The following is a 17,071-nucleotide window of genomic DNA, read 5'->3' on the forward strand; positions in this document are numbered from 1 at the left end:
ATTTAGTGTTTAATATTGAAACAATTATAAAAGGAGTGTTACAATTATGAAGATAAAAGCAACTTTAGATCGAATTCCTGGCGGTATGATGGTTGTGCCGTTGCTAATTGCAGCATTGATAAATACATTTTTCCCGGACTTATTACGGATTGGTAACTTTACTCAAGCACTATTTGTAGACGGTGCGAGTACATTGATTGCCCTTTTCCTCTTATGTACAGGTGCACAAATTAACGTGAAATCTTTTGGTGTGTCAGTTGGTAAAGGGGCGACACTTTTAGCAACGAAATGGGCAGTAGGTGCGGTATTTGGATTAATCGCTTACTTATTGGCTGGTGATAATGGATTATGGTTAGGTTTAGCGCCAATCGCTGTTATCGCAGCCATGACAAATAGTAATGGCGGATTATTCGTTGCATTAGTTGGTCAGTACGGAAGTAAAGAAGATCGTGCGGCATATTCACTTTTAGCACTTAATGATGGTCCTTTCTTAACAATGATTGCGCTATCTATTTTCGGAGCAATGGGCTTTGTTGATGGTATGTTCTCATTAACTTCATTTATATCAGTGTTACTGCCGATTTTAGTTGGTATGGTATTAGGTAACCTTGATGAAGACATGCGTACGTTCTTAGATAAAGGTAGCTCAATGTTAATTCCATTCTTCGCATTTGCACTAGGGATGGGAATTGATTTTGGCGCCATCCTTGAAGGGGGATTATCGGGAATTATCCTTGGTTTATTAACAGTATTTGTAACAGGTTCTGCAGGTTATTTCGTATTTAAAGCATTAAAATGGAATCCAATCGTTGGAGCTGCGGAAGGGTCAACAGCAGGAAACGCGGTAGCGACACCGGCTGCGATCGCAGCGGCAAATGCGAGCTTTGCATCAGTTGTCGACATTGCGACAGTACAGGTCGCAGCTTCAGTGGTGACAACAGCTATTTTACTACCAATTTATGTAGGGTTCCTGGTGAAACGATTAGAGAAAAAGGGCTATAAATTTGAACAACAAGAAGACGTAAAAGAAGCAAACGTCTAAGGGTGTGATAAGAGTGGAGAAAAGAATTGGCATTATATCTGATGATTTAACAGGTGCGAACGATTCAGGTGTACAATTAGCGAAAAAACATCTATCGTCAACGGTTGTATTCGATTTTGAAACATCAACTTTAACGAAAAAGCCCGATGTGTTAATCGTTGATACCGATAGTCGCGCGAAGAAGCAAGAAGAAGCATATAAAGCGGCATACCAAGCTGCTTTATTCCTTCAGAAGGAGAATTATCAGCATGTATATAAAAAGGTTGATTCAACATTAAGAGGAAATATTGCGGCTGAATTATCTGCTGTAGAACAGGTGTATCAGCCTGAAGTGGTCGTGATTGCGCCCGCTTTTCCAAAAATGAAGCGTCAAACAATTGATGGAAATCATTATGTAAATGGTGTGTTAATCACGGATACGGAGTTTTCGAAAGATCCGAAAACACCGGTAACAGAAGCGTTTATACCGAAATTATTAACACAATATCAAGATCGTAAAATTGCCTTAGTTGATAAACGTATGCTGGGACAATCTATAGAAGAACTAAACCAAATCATTACGACGATCCTTAATCAAGGGGTAACATGGTTTGTATGTGATAGTGAAACAGAAGAAGATCTACAAAGAATTTGCGACATTTTTTCTAGCCTGAACAAGAAAACAGTCTGGGCCGGTTCTGCCGGATTAATTGAGTATTTACCAGATGCGCTTCAGTTAACACATTCTAATGAAGAAAGTCAGGAAGAAATCAAAATTGAAAAGACGTTAATCGTTTCAGGCAGCTTATCTCAAGTAACGAAAGAACAGTTGTGCAAAATAGAATCTCTGCAAAATTCTTTCTTTATGGAAGTAGATCCTGCTACTTTAGTGGAAAATACGTTTGAATTAGACCACTATATAGATCAACTAAACCAACATTCAGAATACGAACACTTTGTTTTATATGTAGAGGCTTCTGAGGAAAATCGTGTTTCTGCGAAGGAAGCAGGTGAAGCGCTTGGTTTAAATGTAACGGAAGTAAGTGAAGCCATATCAAGAGGACTGGGACAGATTGCGAAAGGTCTTTTAGGAAATTGCGCCTCTATTCAAGGTTTAGTTTTGACAGGTGGAGATACAGCAAAGGCAGTCTGCTCGGAATTAGCCATTTCAGAAATGGAGCTTTACTCTGAAGTAGAACCAGGTCTTCCGTTCGGTCGCTTAAGAAGTGAGAATCGCAGCTATTGGGCGGTTACAAAAGCTGGTGGATTTGGACATGAACAATCATTAGTCAATGTAGTCAAATACATGGCAAACAAAAGAAGGGTGAGAGCATGAGTCAAGTAAAACCAATCGTTGGAATCACAATGGGAGACGCAGCAGGCGTTGGTCCGGAGATTATTTTAAAAAGTTTAGCAAGTGAAGAAATGTATAATATCAGCCGACCTCTAGTAATCGGTGACAGCAAAATTCTTGAAAGAGCAAAGAGTTTTGTAAACAGTGAGCTAATCATTGAATCTGTAACAGCTGACCTTATTGAAAACTTACCATATAATTTCGGTACAGTTTATTGCTTAGATTTAAATCTATTAGATGCCAACCTGCCAATTGGTCAAGTGTCACCAGAAGCAGGTCATGCGGCTTTTGAATATTTAGCAAAAGCAATCGAATTAGCAAAAGAAAACAAAATCAATGCCATTTGTACAGCGCCATTAAACAAAGAAGCGTTACACAAAGGCGGCCATAAATACCCTGGCCACACAGAAATTCTTGCAGACTTAACAGGTACGGAAGACTTCTCGATGATGCTGTCAGCACCTAATCTAAAAGTCATTCACGTGACAACACATGTCGGAATCATTGATGCAGTAAAAATGATTAACCCAGAGCGTGTTTACCATGTCATCAAACTTGCGCACGACACATTGAGAAAATCAGGTATTGAATCACCGAAAATCGCTGTTTGCGGAATCAATCCACACGCAGGTGAAAATGGATTATTCGGTTACGGAGAAGAAGACGAAAAAGTCGTTCCAGGTGTAGAAAAAGCACAAGGAGAAGGAATCAATGTAGTAGGTCCGCTACCTGCAGACACATTATTCTTCCGTACCGTTCGCGGAGACTTCGACGTCGTTGTCGCTATGTACCATGACCAAGGACACGGACCAGTTAAAGTACTAGGCTTAGACGCAGGTGTCAACATCACAGTCGGCCTGCCAATCATCCGTACAAGCGTCGACCACGGCACAGCCTTCGACATTGCCGGCAAAGGAATCGCAGACGAAAAAAGCCTAATCGAAGCCCTTCGCCAAGCTGTGGAATTTGCGGGGTAGGGACAGAGGGACAGGTTCCTTGGTCCAGTTTTAATCGAGATATGAGGTTTATCAAGCAGGACAATATAGGACTTGAAACGAAATGGGGGAGGCAGGGACAAGGAACCTGTCCCCCCGTTCCACCTTACCTCTCCGCAACTCCAATGAGAAACGATTCCCACTTTTCTTTGGGTGAAAGGTTTTTAAATGCGTTCTTTTTTAGGTATGTCGGCTGCATGGTTGTTGCAAACTTGCTTTTGTTGTGTGATTGATCTGTTGTCATGACTACTTGTCCAATTTCTGTTCCTTCCTTTATCTCCTGTAGATCACCTGAGCGAAGTCCGGTTGTCACTTCTTTTCTATTTACTAACCCATTTTTATCTAAGAAATAAAGAAACGTTTTTTTACCATGCTTTTGCTTTACAATGGCCTTACTTGGAACTGTTGGGACTTTTAATGCTTGATCAAGTGTTACTATTACGTCGGCTGTTGTACCGATTGGAAGTGCCTCTGCTTGTTCTGACAGTATGGCTTCATATGGATAGACGTTCTTTTTATCTATTTCCGGTTCATTTTCAGGAAAAGAACCTATATCGAATATTGTTCCTTCTAGCTTTGCTTTTTCTCCTGAAACTGTCGCGTTAAAGGACATATCAACCTTTACCTTTTTCAGTTGTTCCTCAGTTAAAGTGCCTTTGATGGATAATGAAGTGGAGGCAATCGTCACAACAGGGTTTCCGAGCTGATCGTTTACGTCCTTCACAATCCCATCTCCTTCACTAATGATCATAGCGGAATCGCTTTTCTCGTTAATTAAACTAATTTGAGTTTCATAGTTGAAAATTTTATCTTCAAGCTTACTTTTTTCAAGCTCCTGCTTATAGATTTCCTGTTTGATTTGACTGATTATCACATCATTAGACGTGTCTTCCGTGTCCGTTATATCTTCCGAAAAATTAAAGTCATCTTCAAAGGCGAACACCGAATCGTATTCGTATGCATAACTTGAGTCAGAAGAAATAGAAGCCTGATAGTCTGATAGCTTTTCGATGTATTCATCAATACTGCTCAGCTCTCCTTCGGCCTGGCTAATATCACTCTCCAACGTATCTCTTACCTGATCAAGCTCAGGTGTTGCATATTCAATCAGCGGAGTACCGGCCGTTACTTCGTCGCCTTCCTTAACCAGAAAACGCAGAAACTCTTTATCTTTATCATCAAAATAAACTTTATATTCCTCCTGAGGCATCAAGATTCCCTTTGTATCAAGTGTTTTAATGATATTTCGCTCTTGAACCCTTTTCCAATCGTGAACATATACGGTGTGCTCTGCTTTGCTATCTTTTTTCCAGATCAAATAGGCATTTAATGTAATAAAACAAATGCAAAAGAAGATGAGTGAGAAAATAAACCACTTTTTCAACCTAACCACATCCTTACTAATACAGGTACCTCAAGATACGCCATGAAGGCGTGTAAGAGCCAACTTAATATGTAAAACAGAACGATCATGAAAAGAGTGAATAAATTATGTTTTTCAGTAAGTCGTGATAAATAAACATAAAGAACAAAGATGGCTAATAGTTGAAAAAGGGTGATGGAACTAAAAAAATGAACCCAATATTCGTGGTCGATTAATTGCTGAGCAATGACCCCTAATGAGAAGGGGGTGCTTGCCTGGCTTAAATGAAAAAACACAAGTACAGGATAGGTGATCGCCTTTTCCACTAAATGAATAGAGAAGGCGAATAGTTGAACAATCAAAGCTTTTTTATAGGAAACATCAAGTACGATCCAATAAACAAAGGCTGGAAACCAAAGGAGTAGAGTCGTATAGAGTAAACTTGAAACCAGTTTTCCTAATAAAATAAACACCTTCCCAACCTCGAATTCTTCTCTGGAAAAGTTCGTAATTGCTCCTGAGTATGATTCAGTGCCAATGCCAAAATAAACACCAGCTGCAAATATAAGCAAACTGAATAGATAGAGAAGGAAAATTCTCCAGCCAATCCCTCCTGTTGTCTCGGCCTTTTGCAGTTGATAAAGGCTTACCTGCGGACGGAAAATCCCTTTTATAATGGATGTTTCATAGATCATCATTTATTCTCCTTAAATAAAGTTACCCCTCTAGTCTATATGATGTTTTAGAAGAATAACGTTGGAATTTGTCGATTTATATAATAATTAAACGAATTTGGTGAATTTGGACTAACTTTGTTGTGAAAATGCGCTTATGAATGATCTGCTTTTCGCCTGAATTCAGGAATTGTAAAAATCTAATTGCAATGTAAATCAAATGTTAATTTACTGTGTGATTTTTAGATCTTTTGTATAAAAAAATAGTGTCCTACTTATATATAACACTAGTATTTTTGAAATCCGCAAGAAAAAAGGGAGAGTTTATGACAAATTTAAAACAAGTTATAAACAAAGAATTTCTTGAAAAGCATCAACTTGAAATAGGGGTTCTATTTTGTTTTGTATTGCCGCCGGTGGGAATTTTATGGCTGATGTTGATCGGATGGATTCACTTGAAAAATACAGTTGATTTAAAGGTTCCATTCTATCTTAATACAACCACTTTCTTTTTTATTTGCTTGGCATTAGCGACATTGGGGGCAACTTTTTCAGAAGATAAAGAAGGTTACATGCTGATTTTTGCGATGATTTTAGGATATTTAGGGCTTTACTTGTATATAAGAGAACGAGTAACAATGGCTCTTGTTCGGCGTTTTAAGTGGGTTATGATTGTTGGTGGCATATTTTTGGTCGTGACAGGGAGTTTATTGAAAAACGTTCAAATAACAGACATGTTGATTGGAGGGTTGACTGGTACGATCTTCCTTGGACCTTCACCCGAATCTGATGGCAGATTGTTTGGGACGGCCTATAACCCGAATTTTGCTAGTTTCCTGTTATTGCTTATTCTTTCTTTTTTGTTAGCAGAACAATTAAAAAGGCAGCAATGCAAACAGGTCGTCAGATGGAATTATGTACTCGTGGCTATTATGATGTTTGGCATTTTTCAAACAGGTTCACGTGCGGGGATTGGTGTGATGTTTCTTGTTTTGGTTATATTTATGTTTAGGTATTCAGCGAAAATCGGAATGGTGGCTGCCACCCTTTTTATGCTTTTCCATAAACAAATTCTTGGTGTTATACCGAGGTTTTCTTTACTTAATGAAGCAATTCTTGAAAGAAAAGAGATTTGGGTGACGAGTATTAAAATTTGGGAAAAGTATCCTTTCTTTGGAACAACTCCTTTAGGATACCGTCATGCTTATGATCAATTTACGCATCCAGAACCACATGCTCATAATATGTTTTTAGGGTTGTTTGCAGAGTATGGCACAATTGGTGGACTGGCTTTTCTATTACTTGTTATGACCTTACTGTTTAAGGTTTGTTGTATGTTGTTTGTGCATGCGAAAAAAAGGAATTGCTCAACTTTTTCCTGCTATCACTTCCGGTTTTGTTTTTTACAGGAATTTTTGATCATCCGCTTGTGTCACCGCAGACAGCCTTGTTGGCAGTTGTATTGGTCGCGTGTTTTGATCGATATACAGGGAGTGTTCCGTTTTGGCAAAAAACGGTGCTGTTTGTCAATTATAAGGTTGTGAGAATGATTTATTTTGAGGGTGCGCGTGTGGTGAGGTTGGAGAAACAGAGGGGAAAAAGGTAGGGGGAAAGTGTGTGTGAGCCGTAAGTTGCAACTTACGGCTCTTTTGCTACAGTTATATCGTTCATGATTTTGCACGATAAGTGGGACAAGGAACCTGTCCCCGCGCCCCCCGCGCCCCCCCGCGACCCACCGACTCAAGAACTTCCCCGCTCAATCAAGGATGGTTCGAGTTTGATTTGTACGGATTCGGCTGAGACTTCGTCTTCCATGCGGTTTAGTAATAGTTCGATGGTTGTTTTGACTATTTCTTCGATTGGTTGATGAATACTTGAGATTCCCATGATTTTTGCGAGGTAGGTATCGTCAAATCCGATCACGCTGATATCCTCTGGTATTTCGATCTTTCTTTCTTTTGCAGCTTTCATAAATTCAAGTGCCATAATATCATTTGCTGTAAATAGGCATGTGAAATCAAGAGATGCAGCAGAGTTTAAATAGGCTTCTATATCCTGTCTCATTAAAAAGTTGTTGGTTGAGGTTTCTTGAAGTTGAATATAGTTTTCATGTTTGAATTCAAATCCGTTTTCGTATAATGCGCTTTTATAGCCGAGGAATTTATCGTCAGGAATGGTCCCCATAAATCCAAAGGTTTTATGACCACTATGAATGAATTTTTCTCCGACAATCTTTCCGGCTTTTACATGATCAAGGCCTACGCTATCAAGAGGTTTGCGGTTTTGGGTCATGACGACAGATGGGATGGCCAGTTTGCTGATCCGCTGAATATTGTACTCTCCTGTAGGGACAAGGATCATTCCATCTACCTGACGGGCGATAAAGTTCTGGATGCTTTCCCATTCTGTGATCGGATTATGCTTGGAATTGTGCAGCAAAATACTGTAGCCGTTCTTGCGGGCCTCCGATTCAAGTGCGTCGATTAATTCCACAAAATAAGGGTTATAGGTTTCAGTTAAACATACCCCGATAATTTTGGATTGACTTTTTTAAGGGTTTGGGCGGCTTTGTTTGGTACATAACCAACTTCCTCAATGACTTGAAGAACTCGTTTAGCAGCATCTTCATTTACTCCATTATTTCCATTAATCACCCGTGATACAGTTGATTGGGAAACGTTTGCAAGTTTGGCGATTTCTTTCATCGTAAGCTTACTCATAATTGCTCCTCCGTTTGAATACGTATTCTTATATTAACCTATAATTATTCTCGTTTAGACGATTACATTGCTTGTATACACCTATTATATCACAATATCATCTACTATCTTTGTATGGTGAATAAACAATGAAAACGCTTTAAAATATGTATTGACATTTATTTATGCCTATCGTAACATAAAAACCAGAAAGCGTGAATACGTTTTCACCAATTATTCAGATTAGGGGGTCTATGAAAGTATGAAAAAATTAATGTTGTTCGTTTCAATCTTAGTTTTATCTCTTTCGTTAGTTGCGTGCAGCTCAAATGGTGCAAGTAGCAGTGATGACAAAATTGTGATTTGGACACAAGCTGCAGCCGATCATCCGGAAGGAAAGATGTTTGCAGATCGAGTGAAGCGCTATAACGAAGAACATCCTGACAAGCCTCAAGTTGAAATTCAAAATATCACACGTGCAGGTGCGGGATCCGGCTACATAGATAAATTAAACGCAGCCATTACGGCGAACGATATGCCGGACATTTTTACACTGGATGGACCGGATATTGCCGCATATGTAGATTCCGGTCTACTTGGTGAACTTGATGGCTATATGAGTGAAGGTTTCAAAGAAGGCTTTACAGAAGCGATTATTGATCAAGGAACAGTTGATGGGAAGTTCTATGGGATGGGTTATTCTGATTCAGGTGTAGCGATTATGTATAACGAAGATATGATTAATGCATTACCTGAAGATGTCAAATCACTAATTCCTGCATCAGATCAAGATTGGACATGGGATCAATTTGTTGAACTTGCCAGAAAAGTAGATGAGTTTGCAAAAACATCAAATGATCCGGCATTTGAAGGGTATGAAAGTGCAGTAAGCTTACTATTACCTGATATTACAGCAGGTGCTTATGAAACAGGAACATACTACTTCACACCGCTTTTATGGGGAAATGAGACAAACATAGTTGGTGAAGATGGAGTCACAGTTGACGGTGTATTAAACAGTGAGAAAAGTGTTGAAGCATTAACAAAATATGCACAATTATTTGCAGATCCGCAGCTTGCAAGTGCAACAGAGTCGGAAAAAGCCTTTCATTCTGGTAAAACAGCTTTATCTGTAAGCGGTTTCTGGTATGTGAGTGAATTAACAAGCAATTATCCAAACTTAAAGTTTAAAACTGTTCGTTATCCAAAAATGAATGAAAACTATGATGGTTTATATACTCCATCAGGCAGCTGGGCGTTTGTACGCAATGGACAAGAGGAAGATGAAGAACGCATTAAGCAGGTAGTTGAAGTAATGGAATGGTTAAACAATGATGAAGCATCTGAGGAATATTATCATGCGAACGGATCGATTCCAACTCGAGTAAATGCAATCGATGTGATTGATACAAATACAGACAATCCATATCATAACGAAGCATGGTCAGTATTGAAATACCAGGTTGAAAACACAAATAAATCTCGTCCTGTTTCACCGGGGTATCCTTACCTTTCAGAAACTTTTGCAAAAGATGTTATCTTGAAAATCGGTCAAAATAAAGCAACAGATGAAGCGACAATCAAACAATACGTGGATGATGCTGTGAAGAAAATTGATTTAGAGTTTGAGAAATATCAAAAATAACAGATTTAGGAAAGAGGTGAGGGGGACCTCGCCTCTTCTTATAAACTGGGCTTATCCTGACAAGCCAAGTGAAAAGGGTGTGAAGTGATGAAAACGGTAAAAAACTTTGTGAAAGTAAGAAATACAACGGAACATTACCGAAACAGTGAGCATTATAAAAAAGGTGAAGTTGTCTCAGCCTATGGATTTTTAACACCGGCAATGGTGCTTGCTATTTTATTTATCGTCTTACCTATTATTCTAGCTTTTACGTATGGATTTACAGATTACTATTTATTAAAACCAAATGATAAACAATTTATCGGCATGGAAAATTTCAAACGAATGCTGACAGATGAAGTGCTCATTCAAAGTTTTTTGAACACGATCAAGTTTGTTGTGTTTGTTGTACCTCTTCAGTTAGCGATGGCACTTGGTTTAGCATTAATTGTCAATAAGAAGATCAAAGGTGTCGGGTTTTTTAGAACCGCGTACTTTTCACCGGCAGTATTGTCTCTTGTCGTCATTTCCATACTTTGGACAGTTATGTTAAACCCGACTTCAGGATTAATCAATGAAATTTTAGCAAATATCGGACTGCCGAAACAGCCGTTTTTATCAAGCGCTGATCAGGCGATTTATACAATTGTAGCCATTTCTGCCTGGTCCGGTTGTGGGTATCAAATGATGATTTTCCTGGCGGGCTTAAAAAATATTGACGGTAGTTTATATGAAGCAGCAGACATTGATGGGGCAAATGCATTTCAAAAGTTTTTATTCATTACCATTCCTTCATTAAAACCAATTCTGATGTTTTTAGTGATTACCACTACGATTCAAGCGTTTAAGCTCATCGTCCAACCGATGGTGATGACAGGCGGAGGACCGGATTACTCTACGATGACCATTTTGCAATATATTTATGAATACGGATTTAGACACCGAAATATTGGATATGCCAGTGCAATTACGTTGGCATTCACCGTTTTCTTAGTGGTTGTATCGATTGTGATTAAAAAGCTATTTAGAGAGGAGCGGGCGGCATGAAGATCGTAAAGAAATCGTTGTTTTATTTGTTGGCATCTGTTGTGGCGTTACAGTTTTTAGTTCCTCTTTTTTGGATGATCTTATCTTCTTTCAAAATTGATGAAGTGATCTACCGGGATATGGGTTCGATTTATGCAATCATCCCTCGTTTCTCTGATCTATCATTAAAATCGTATACAGAGCTGCTGGGCTTTTATAATATTTTTCAAAATGTCGGTAACAGCTTGATTTATGCGTCGATTACGGTTGTATTTGGACTAACCATTAATTCTCTGGCGGGCTATGCGTTAGCGCGATTCCAATTTCCATTCAAGGACTGGATTCTCATTTTTATTATCGCATTGATGATTGTTCCAATTGAAGCGACGATTCTGCCTTTATTTTTAGTTGTGAATGAAATGGGTTTAATTAATACAGTGCCGGGATATTTAATGCCATTTATCATTAATGTGATGAATATATTCTTATTCAGACAGCATTTTTTATCATTCCCGGGTGAACTGATTGAATCTGGAAAAATTGATGGGCTCAGTGAAATTGGTTGCTTTTTTAGAATAGTGATTCCATCTAGTTTAAATATGTATATCACAGTTGGAATTTTAACCTTTTTGGCATCCTGGAATGATTTCTTATGGCCGGTTATGGCGTTATCGAATGCCGACCTTATGCCAATTCAGGTTGCATTAAATGCTATTTTCAGTGATACGTATAATATCTACACAAGCCATATTATGGCAGCATTAACGATTGTTACGATTCCGATTGTTGTGCTTTATATCATTTTTCAAAAATACATTGTCGAAGGCTCGATGCAGAGCGGAATTAAATAAGTGAGGTGCAAAATGAACCGATTACAAAAGGCAAATGACTATATACAAGCAAATAAACATAACGTACAAAGCAGGCCCATCTATCATTTTTCTCCTGAAATCGGGTGGATGAATGACCCGAATGGATTTGTCTATTACAAAGGAAAATATCATCTGTTTTATCAGTATTATCCGTATGATATTACGTGGAATGACATGCACTGGGGACATGCTACAACTGAAAACTTCATTGATTGGGAGCATCTGCCTGTTGCATTGGCTAATGATAAAGCGTATGACGCAAATGGGTGTTTTTCAGGCAGTGCGATTGAAAAAGATGGAAAGCTTTATTTAATGTATACAGGACATATTGATCCGAACATGGGATTTGACCGAGATGAACTGGAAATTGCGGAGCGCCAATGTGTGGCAATATCTGAAGATGGGGTTCAATTTGAAAAGTATCAGTTAAATCCTGTGATCGGCGAAAAACAATTACCGGAGGGATACCTTATTTGCGACTTTAGAGATCCGAAAATTGTGGAAGCCGATGGAGTTTATTATTGTGTGTTATCGGTAAGAAACACTCAAAGACGCGGCGAAATCATTATGTTCAAGTCGGAGGACCTTTTAGAGTGGACTTTCCACTCATCAATTTATCAATCGAAGTTTGAAGATAACACGTTACTAGAATGCCCGGATTTGTTCCGAATTGATGACAAAGATGTCTTGTTATTTTCCGAGATGCCATGTGACCCTGAATTCGCGGGGGAAATACAAAATAAAACAGCCTATGTCATCGGTCAGATGGATTTTGAAAAAGGGATGTTTACACCGGAGAGCAAAGGCCTGCTCGACTACGGCCAAACCTTCTATGCTCCACAATCAACAGAGGGGAAAGAGGGGGAACGATTACTCATCGGCTGGATGCACCGCTGGCATGAAACAGCACCACCAAAGGAATACGGCTTTAACGGAATGATGTCACTGCCGCGAAAGCTGGACGTAAAGGACGGACAGCTCATCCAACAGCCCTTTATTGAAACAGACACCTACTTCTCTTCTATTATTACCGACCAACATGTTCAACTAGCTAATGGCGAGGAGTTAAAGTTTGAAGGAAAACCAACAGGCTATATGCAAATAAGGATCCCTAAAACAAGCGGAAAATTCGAGATCAACCTGAACAAAAGTGGAGAAAAATCAACCACAGTAGAAGTAGACATAGAAAATAACACACTATCTCTCACATCAGACTACGGAAACCAAGGGGAAATCAAAGTAGAAACACTATCTTCATCACTAAAAGACGAGATACTACTAGAGATCTACCTGGACCTCCACTCAATCGAACTCTACCTAAACTCAGGAGAAAAAGTCATCAGCTTCACAGCCTATGACACAGACAAAGGAACTGATGTGGTATTTGCGGTAGGTACAGGTGTCGCTCCGGTTGGGACGGGGGGACAGGTACCTCGTCCCGCTTCGTTTCATTTAGTGTACCGGGATTGATGCTGCGGTTTCACATCTAGTAGGTGATTCAGACGTGTGCTATGAGAGAGTATATTAGAAATCAAACGACCAGCACGGGCTGGAAGGTTAGGAGAGGAGTGTTTGCGCACTTCTCTCTTATTTAATGTAGCGGGAGTTGCTCGATTGGGACAAGGAACCTGTCCCCCTGACCCACCTTTATTTAGGTCTAAAGCCTCAAAAAGAAGATAGGCACTAGTGTATTTGAATTGTAATAGATTATAATAATTGTAGATTGTTAGAAGATTCTGTCAAAAATTTGTATTTCTTGAAGGTCGGTGAGGGTGCGATGGTTTATGATGGCCTGCTTGTTGCCATTTTAATAGGGTTTATTCGAGGTGGCAGTTTAAAAGGATTTGGAGAGATTCGATTTAAAATGGGATGGGTGTTCCCGGCGCTTCTGCTTTTTCAGCTCTGTATTTTCTATTTTCAAAATAAAATTGAATGGGTAGGAGAAATTAGTCAGTTTTCCTTCATAGGCGTCTATGTGATTGGACTTATCTTTTTATGGATTAACCGATTTCATGACCATTTCAAATTCATTTTCGTTGGAGTTCTGCTTAACTTCATCGTGATGGCGGTAAATGGAGGGAGAATGCCTGTTTCTGGTGAGGCTGCTCTACATTTAGATCCGTACTATTTAGAAACATTAAAAAACAGCTTATATGCTAAGCATACGCTTGTCACAGATTCTACGATTTTTGCCTTTTTAGGTGATATTATTCCGTTAAAGGCACCATATCCAAGAGAGCAGATTATCAGCATTGGTGATGTGGTGATGAATATAGGGGGCTTCCTTGCGATTCAAGCAATCATGCTGCGCACAAAAGAACGGGAGGAACCATTAAATGGGAATTCGAAGGAGGTGAAAATATAATGAAAAATAAAACAAAAAATGCTATCCTAAACATACTTATTATTGGTTCAGCTATCGTAGCGTTAACTTCAGGCTGGAAATTCTGGTAATCATATAAAAAGAGGGAATCTGTGGTTCCCTCTTTTCCAATTAGTATGTAGTGAGTGTGATAAAAAATGATACTTAATCGTCAAAATCTCTATATTACGTTCATCTGTCTATTCAGCATGATTCTCCTCTTTTTGAATCTGCCTCTTTATGTTGTGGAGCTATCAAATTGGGTCTTAATTTATACACTCATTGGAGCTATTCTCCTCTTGAATCATTTCAACATTATTCTTCCGTCCGGAAATTCTCTCTCAATGGATTCTGCTATTTATTTAGCATGTATCTTTTTGTTTGGATTAAATGTACCACTCTATGTACTAATCCTAAGTAGTTTAGCCTTTTTCCTTATTCGTTTTAAACTAGAATGGTGGAAGCATTTGTTCAATTTTGCCAACTATTCAATTATGATCATTACAACTTATTATACGTTTATCATCACAGGCGGAACAGTCGGGAGTATAGACATCACAAATCTATGGCCTTATACCATATCGTTAACCGTCTATTTTATCCTGAATGTTATCATTATGTGGCTGTACTTTTTCTTAGTAACGAAACAGCCTTTTGGGACAGTTTTTCAAAGTTTATTAAGTAAAGATGATTTAAAAGAAGCGTTCATTAGTTATTTATGCACATTGGTGCTATCACTTGTCATGACGATTGTTATTCATGCACAACCAATCTTTGGCGTTTTCTTATTTATTTCTCTATCTATTACTCTGTCACTCGCCTTTCAGAAAGTGTTTTCTTTGTATAAAAATGAAGAAACAAGAGCACAAAAAGACTTTTTAACAGGCCTGTATAACCATGGTTATTTTAAACAAACGCTTGATGAATACATTAAAAAAAGTGAATATGAAGATCCGTTTTCTATCGCATTGCTGGACTTAGATGATTTTAAAAAATACAACGATTTCAATGGACATGTTCAAGGCGATGAGCTGTTAACATTCTTTGGTAGCTTCTTATCAGAAAAAATAAAGGATCTCCCTTACATTGCCGCACGGTACGGCGGGGAAGAATTCGGGATCATCATGCCTGAAACAAGCCAGGAAAAAGCAAAAATGTTCATGGACAAACTACGCAAGGAATACAATGATACCCCTTTTAAAGGTGTTGATATTCTACCATTAAGGTGCCTATCCTTCTCTTCTGGAATTACAGAGTATGAAAAAGGCACATACGGAGCTTCTGAGCTACTAGCAAGAGCGGACAAAGCGCTTTATTTTGCTAAGGCTGAAGGGAAAAACAATTGCCAAATTTATAAAGAAGGTCGCTTTAATCATAAAGGACCTCAAATTAAAGAGGAAATTGAAGGTCTAGAACAGCAGCTGCAGATTTTTCTATCAAAGGATATCTACACATATCAACACAGCAAAAGAGTGTTCAGATATGCCGTCGACATTAGTGATCAACTTTCGCTAAGTGAGGATGAAAAAAGAAGGTTAATACTCGGAGCTCTCATCCATGATATCGGAAAACTTGAAATCCCACGTGACATCATTAATAAAAAAGGCAAACTGCAAGTTCACGAATGGGAAATGATGAAAAAGCACGTGACGTACGGCAAGGAAATTCTGGCATCCACAAAAAAATACGATGACCTCCTGCCTCTTGTCGAGCTTCACCACGAACGCTACGACGGAAAGGGCTATCCATACGGACTCAAAGGAGAAAACATCCCAAAGCTCGCCCGGATTCTCTGCATCATCGACTCCTTCGATGCCATGACAACAGAACGACCTTACCAAAAAACCAAAACCTTCGAAGAAGCCATCGAAGAACTACGCAAATGCTCAGGCCAGCAATTCGACCCGGCCTTTGTCGAACCGTTCATTAAGTTAGTGGAACAGGGGGACAGGTAACCTGTCCCAGTTCCAATTTCTTGCAGAATTCAAGTGGAAAAAGTAGAATAATTTATGTGTGAATTTCCCCTCCCCTCATTGCACCTCTGGTTTCGTCTCCAATCTCTTTCGTTTATCTATAATTCAAAAGTGTGGTGGTCCCTATCCCTAGAATAGCAAGAAAAAAGAGTCCAAACGGCATCTATCATATCATGCTTAGAGGCATCAATCGACAAACAATTTTTGAAGATGATCAAGATAGGTGGAAGTTTTTACAAATTCTGAAAAGGTATAAGGAAATGGGTCATTTTCACCTTTTCAGTTATTGTTTAATGGATAATCATATTCATCTATTGATAAAGGAGTCAGATAATATCTCAAATGTGATAAAGCGAATCAGTTCAAGCTATGTTTACTGGTACAATTTGAAATATGAACGCTGTGGTCATTTGTTTCAAGAACGGTTTAAAAGCGAAAATGTTGATAGTATAAGATATTTTCTTACCGTGCTTCGTTATATTCACCAAAACCCGCTAAAAGCAGGATTATTTCCTACTATCTTCGAATGCAAATGGACAAGCATCCATGAGTACCTTCATAAAGCAACGATTATTGATGTAGATTATCCCCTTCAATTTTTCTCTTCAGATAGAAAACAAGCCCTTTTATTGTTCAAGGATTATATGGAAAAACCAAATGATGATCAATGCTTGGAAGATACCGTAAGAATACGGTTAACAGATGATGAAGTAAAAAGGTACCTTTTTGAAATAGGTGTGTCCAACATAAACATGTTGCAGTACATGGATAAGGAGGAACGAGATTCTGTCCTATTTAGACTTAAGGCTGTAAACGGCATTAGTTTAAGGCAAATTGCAAGAGTGACAGGTATTTCGAAGAGTGTGATCCAGAGGGCTGGGAAGTGACGTGCATGACCTTACAAAGAACACGTAGCTTTAGAAATGAGTAGCGACAGAGCAACTTACATTGAACGTAAAAAAGGGAGAATTCTAGGAAGAGATAAGATCTCTACTTCAATAAAAGCGATACAAAAAGCTGGAGTAACCGTGTTTATGCAAAAATTCTTCGTTTTTGTGATAGTTGAACCTTTGAGGAAAGCCTTGTTGTTTATTGTGTGTAGAACAAA

Annotated in this window: 15 protein-coding genes; 11 read left to right on the forward strand and 4 right to left on the reverse strand. The window is 38.8% G+C overall.

Features of this window, described 5'->3' with window-relative positions:
- Positions 1-46 precede the first annotated feature (46 nt).
- The 3 genes from AC0L8O_RS24265 to pdxA are packed head-to-tail and all read left to right on the forward strand — an operon-like array spanning position 47 to position 3,352.
- The gene (locus tag AC0L8O_RS24265; RefSeq protein WP_078431908.1) at positions 47-1,042 is read left to right on the forward strand and encodes a 2-keto-3-deoxygluconate permease; all 996 of its coding nucleotides are present in this window, start codon (positions 47-49) and stop codon (positions 1,040-1,042) included.
- 13 nt (positions 1,043-1,055) lie between these two features.
- Positions 1,056-2,357, forward strand: a complete 1,302-nt coding sequence (locus AC0L8O_RS24270) for a four-carbon acid sugar kinase family protein (RefSeq protein WP_473445866.1) — start codon at positions 1,056-1,058, stop codon at positions 2,355-2,357.
- The gene (pdxA, locus tag AC0L8O_RS24275) at positions 2,354-3,352 is read left to right on the forward strand and encodes a 4-hydroxythreonine-4-phosphate dehydrogenase PdxA (protein WP_026562389.1); all 999 of its coding nucleotides are present in this window, start codon (positions 2,354-2,356) and stop codon (positions 3,350-3,352) included. The genes AC0L8O_RS24270 and pdxA overlap by 4 nt, the downstream gene beginning before the upstream one ends.
- 124 nt (positions 3,353-3,476) lie before the next feature.
- On the opposite strand, the gene AC0L8O_RS24280 is transcribed toward pdxA, so the two are convergent.
- Together AC0L8O_RS24280 and AC0L8O_RS24285 are read right to left on the reverse strand one after the other, a co-directional pair.
- Positions 3,477-4,754 carry an efflux RND transporter periplasmic adaptor subunit gene (locus AC0L8O_RS24280; protein WP_473445867.1) on the reverse strand — a complete coding sequence of 426 codons (1,278 nt, stop codon included), beginning with the start codon at positions 4,752-4,754 and terminating at the stop codon, positions 3,477-3,479.
- Positions 4,751-5,431 carry a hypothetical protein gene (locus AC0L8O_RS24285; RefSeq protein ID WP_473445868.1) on the reverse strand — a complete coding sequence of 227 codons (681 nt, stop codon included), beginning with the start codon at positions 5,429-5,431 and terminating at the stop codon, positions 4,751-4,753. Before AC0L8O_RS24285 ends, AC0L8O_RS24280 begins: the two co-directional genes overlap by 4 nt.
- Positions 5,432-5,733: 302 nt before the next feature.
- Here AC0L8O_RS24285 and AC0L8O_RS24290 point away from each other — a divergent pair, with 302 nt between their 5' ends.
- Positions 5,734-6,951 carry an O-antigen ligase family protein gene (locus AC0L8O_RS24290; protein ID WP_473445869.1) on the forward strand — a complete coding sequence of 406 codons (1,218 nt, stop codon included), beginning with the start codon at positions 5,734-5,736 and terminating at the stop codon, positions 6,949-6,951.
- 196 nt (positions 6,952-7,147) lie between these two features.
- Here AC0L8O_RS24290 and AC0L8O_RS24295 read toward each other — a convergent pair whose 3' ends face one another.
- Together AC0L8O_RS24295 and AC0L8O_RS24300 are read right to left on the reverse strand one after the other, a co-directional pair.
- Positions 7,148-7,900 carry a LacI family DNA-binding transcriptional regulator gene (locus tag AC0L8O_RS24295; protein ID WP_473445870.1) on the reverse strand — a complete coding sequence of 251 codons (753 nt, stop codon included), beginning with the start codon at positions 7,898-7,900 and terminating at the stop codon, positions 7,148-7,150.
- Between the two features lie 23 nt (positions 7,901-7,923).
- Positions 7,924-8,127, reverse strand: a complete 204-nt coding sequence (locus AC0L8O_RS24300; protein WP_473445871.1) for a LacI family DNA-binding transcriptional regulator — start codon at positions 8,125-8,127, stop codon at positions 7,924-7,926.
- 241 nt (positions 8,128-8,368) lie between these two features.
- Here AC0L8O_RS24300 and AC0L8O_RS24305 point away from each other — a divergent pair, with 241 nt between their 5' ends.
- The 7 genes from AC0L8O_RS24305 to AC0L8O_RS24335 all read left to right on the forward strand — a co-directional run bounded on the left by AC0L8O_RS24305 (position 8,369) and on the right by AC0L8O_RS24335 (position 16,850).
- Entirely contained in the window at positions 8,369-9,751 is a 1,383-nt protein-coding gene (locus AC0L8O_RS24305; protein WP_473445872.1) for an ABC transporter substrate-binding protein, read from the forward strand.
- 87 nt (positions 9,752-9,838) lie between these two features.
- Positions 9,839-10,777, forward strand: coding sequence for a carbohydrate ABC transporter permease (locus AC0L8O_RS24310; protein ID WP_473445873.1), 939 nt, complete (start codon positions 9,839-9,841; stop codon positions 10,775-10,777).
- Positions 10,774-11,607, forward strand: coding sequence for a carbohydrate ABC transporter permease (locus AC0L8O_RS24315; RefSeq protein WP_368658050.1), 834 nt, complete (start codon positions 10,774-10,776; stop codon positions 11,605-11,607). The genes AC0L8O_RS24310 and AC0L8O_RS24315 overlap by 4 nt, the downstream gene beginning before the upstream one ends.
- 12 nt (positions 11,608-11,619) lie before the next feature.
- A complete protein-coding gene (locus AC0L8O_RS24320) occupies positions 11,620-13,098 on the forward strand; it encodes a glycoside hydrolase family 32 protein (RefSeq protein WP_473445874.1) in 1,479 nt (492 codons plus the stop codon).
- Positions 13,099-13,405: 307 nt separating this feature from the next.
- On the forward strand, positions 13,406-13,993 hold the full coding sequence (locus AC0L8O_RS24325) for a DUF5317 domain-containing protein (protein ID WP_026560943.1): 588 nt from the start codon (positions 13,406-13,408) through the stop codon (positions 13,991-13,993).
- Between the two features lie 296 nt (positions 13,994-14,289).
- On the forward strand, positions 14,290-15,945 hold the full coding sequence (locus AC0L8O_RS24330; RefSeq protein WP_473445875.1) for a bifunctional diguanylate cyclase/phosphohydrolase: 1,656 nt from the start codon (positions 14,290-14,292) through the stop codon (positions 15,943-15,945).
- 134 nt (positions 15,946-16,079) lie between these two features.
- Positions 16,080-16,850: a transposase gene (locus AC0L8O_RS24335; RefSeq protein WP_473449127.1), complete on the forward strand. Its 771-nt coding sequence runs from the start codon at positions 16,080-16,082 to the stop codon at positions 16,848-16,850.
- The last annotated feature ends 221 nt before the right edge of the window (positions 16,851-17,071 follow it).

It is taken from the genome of Metabacillus sp. KJ11-3 (assembly GCF_055808295.1).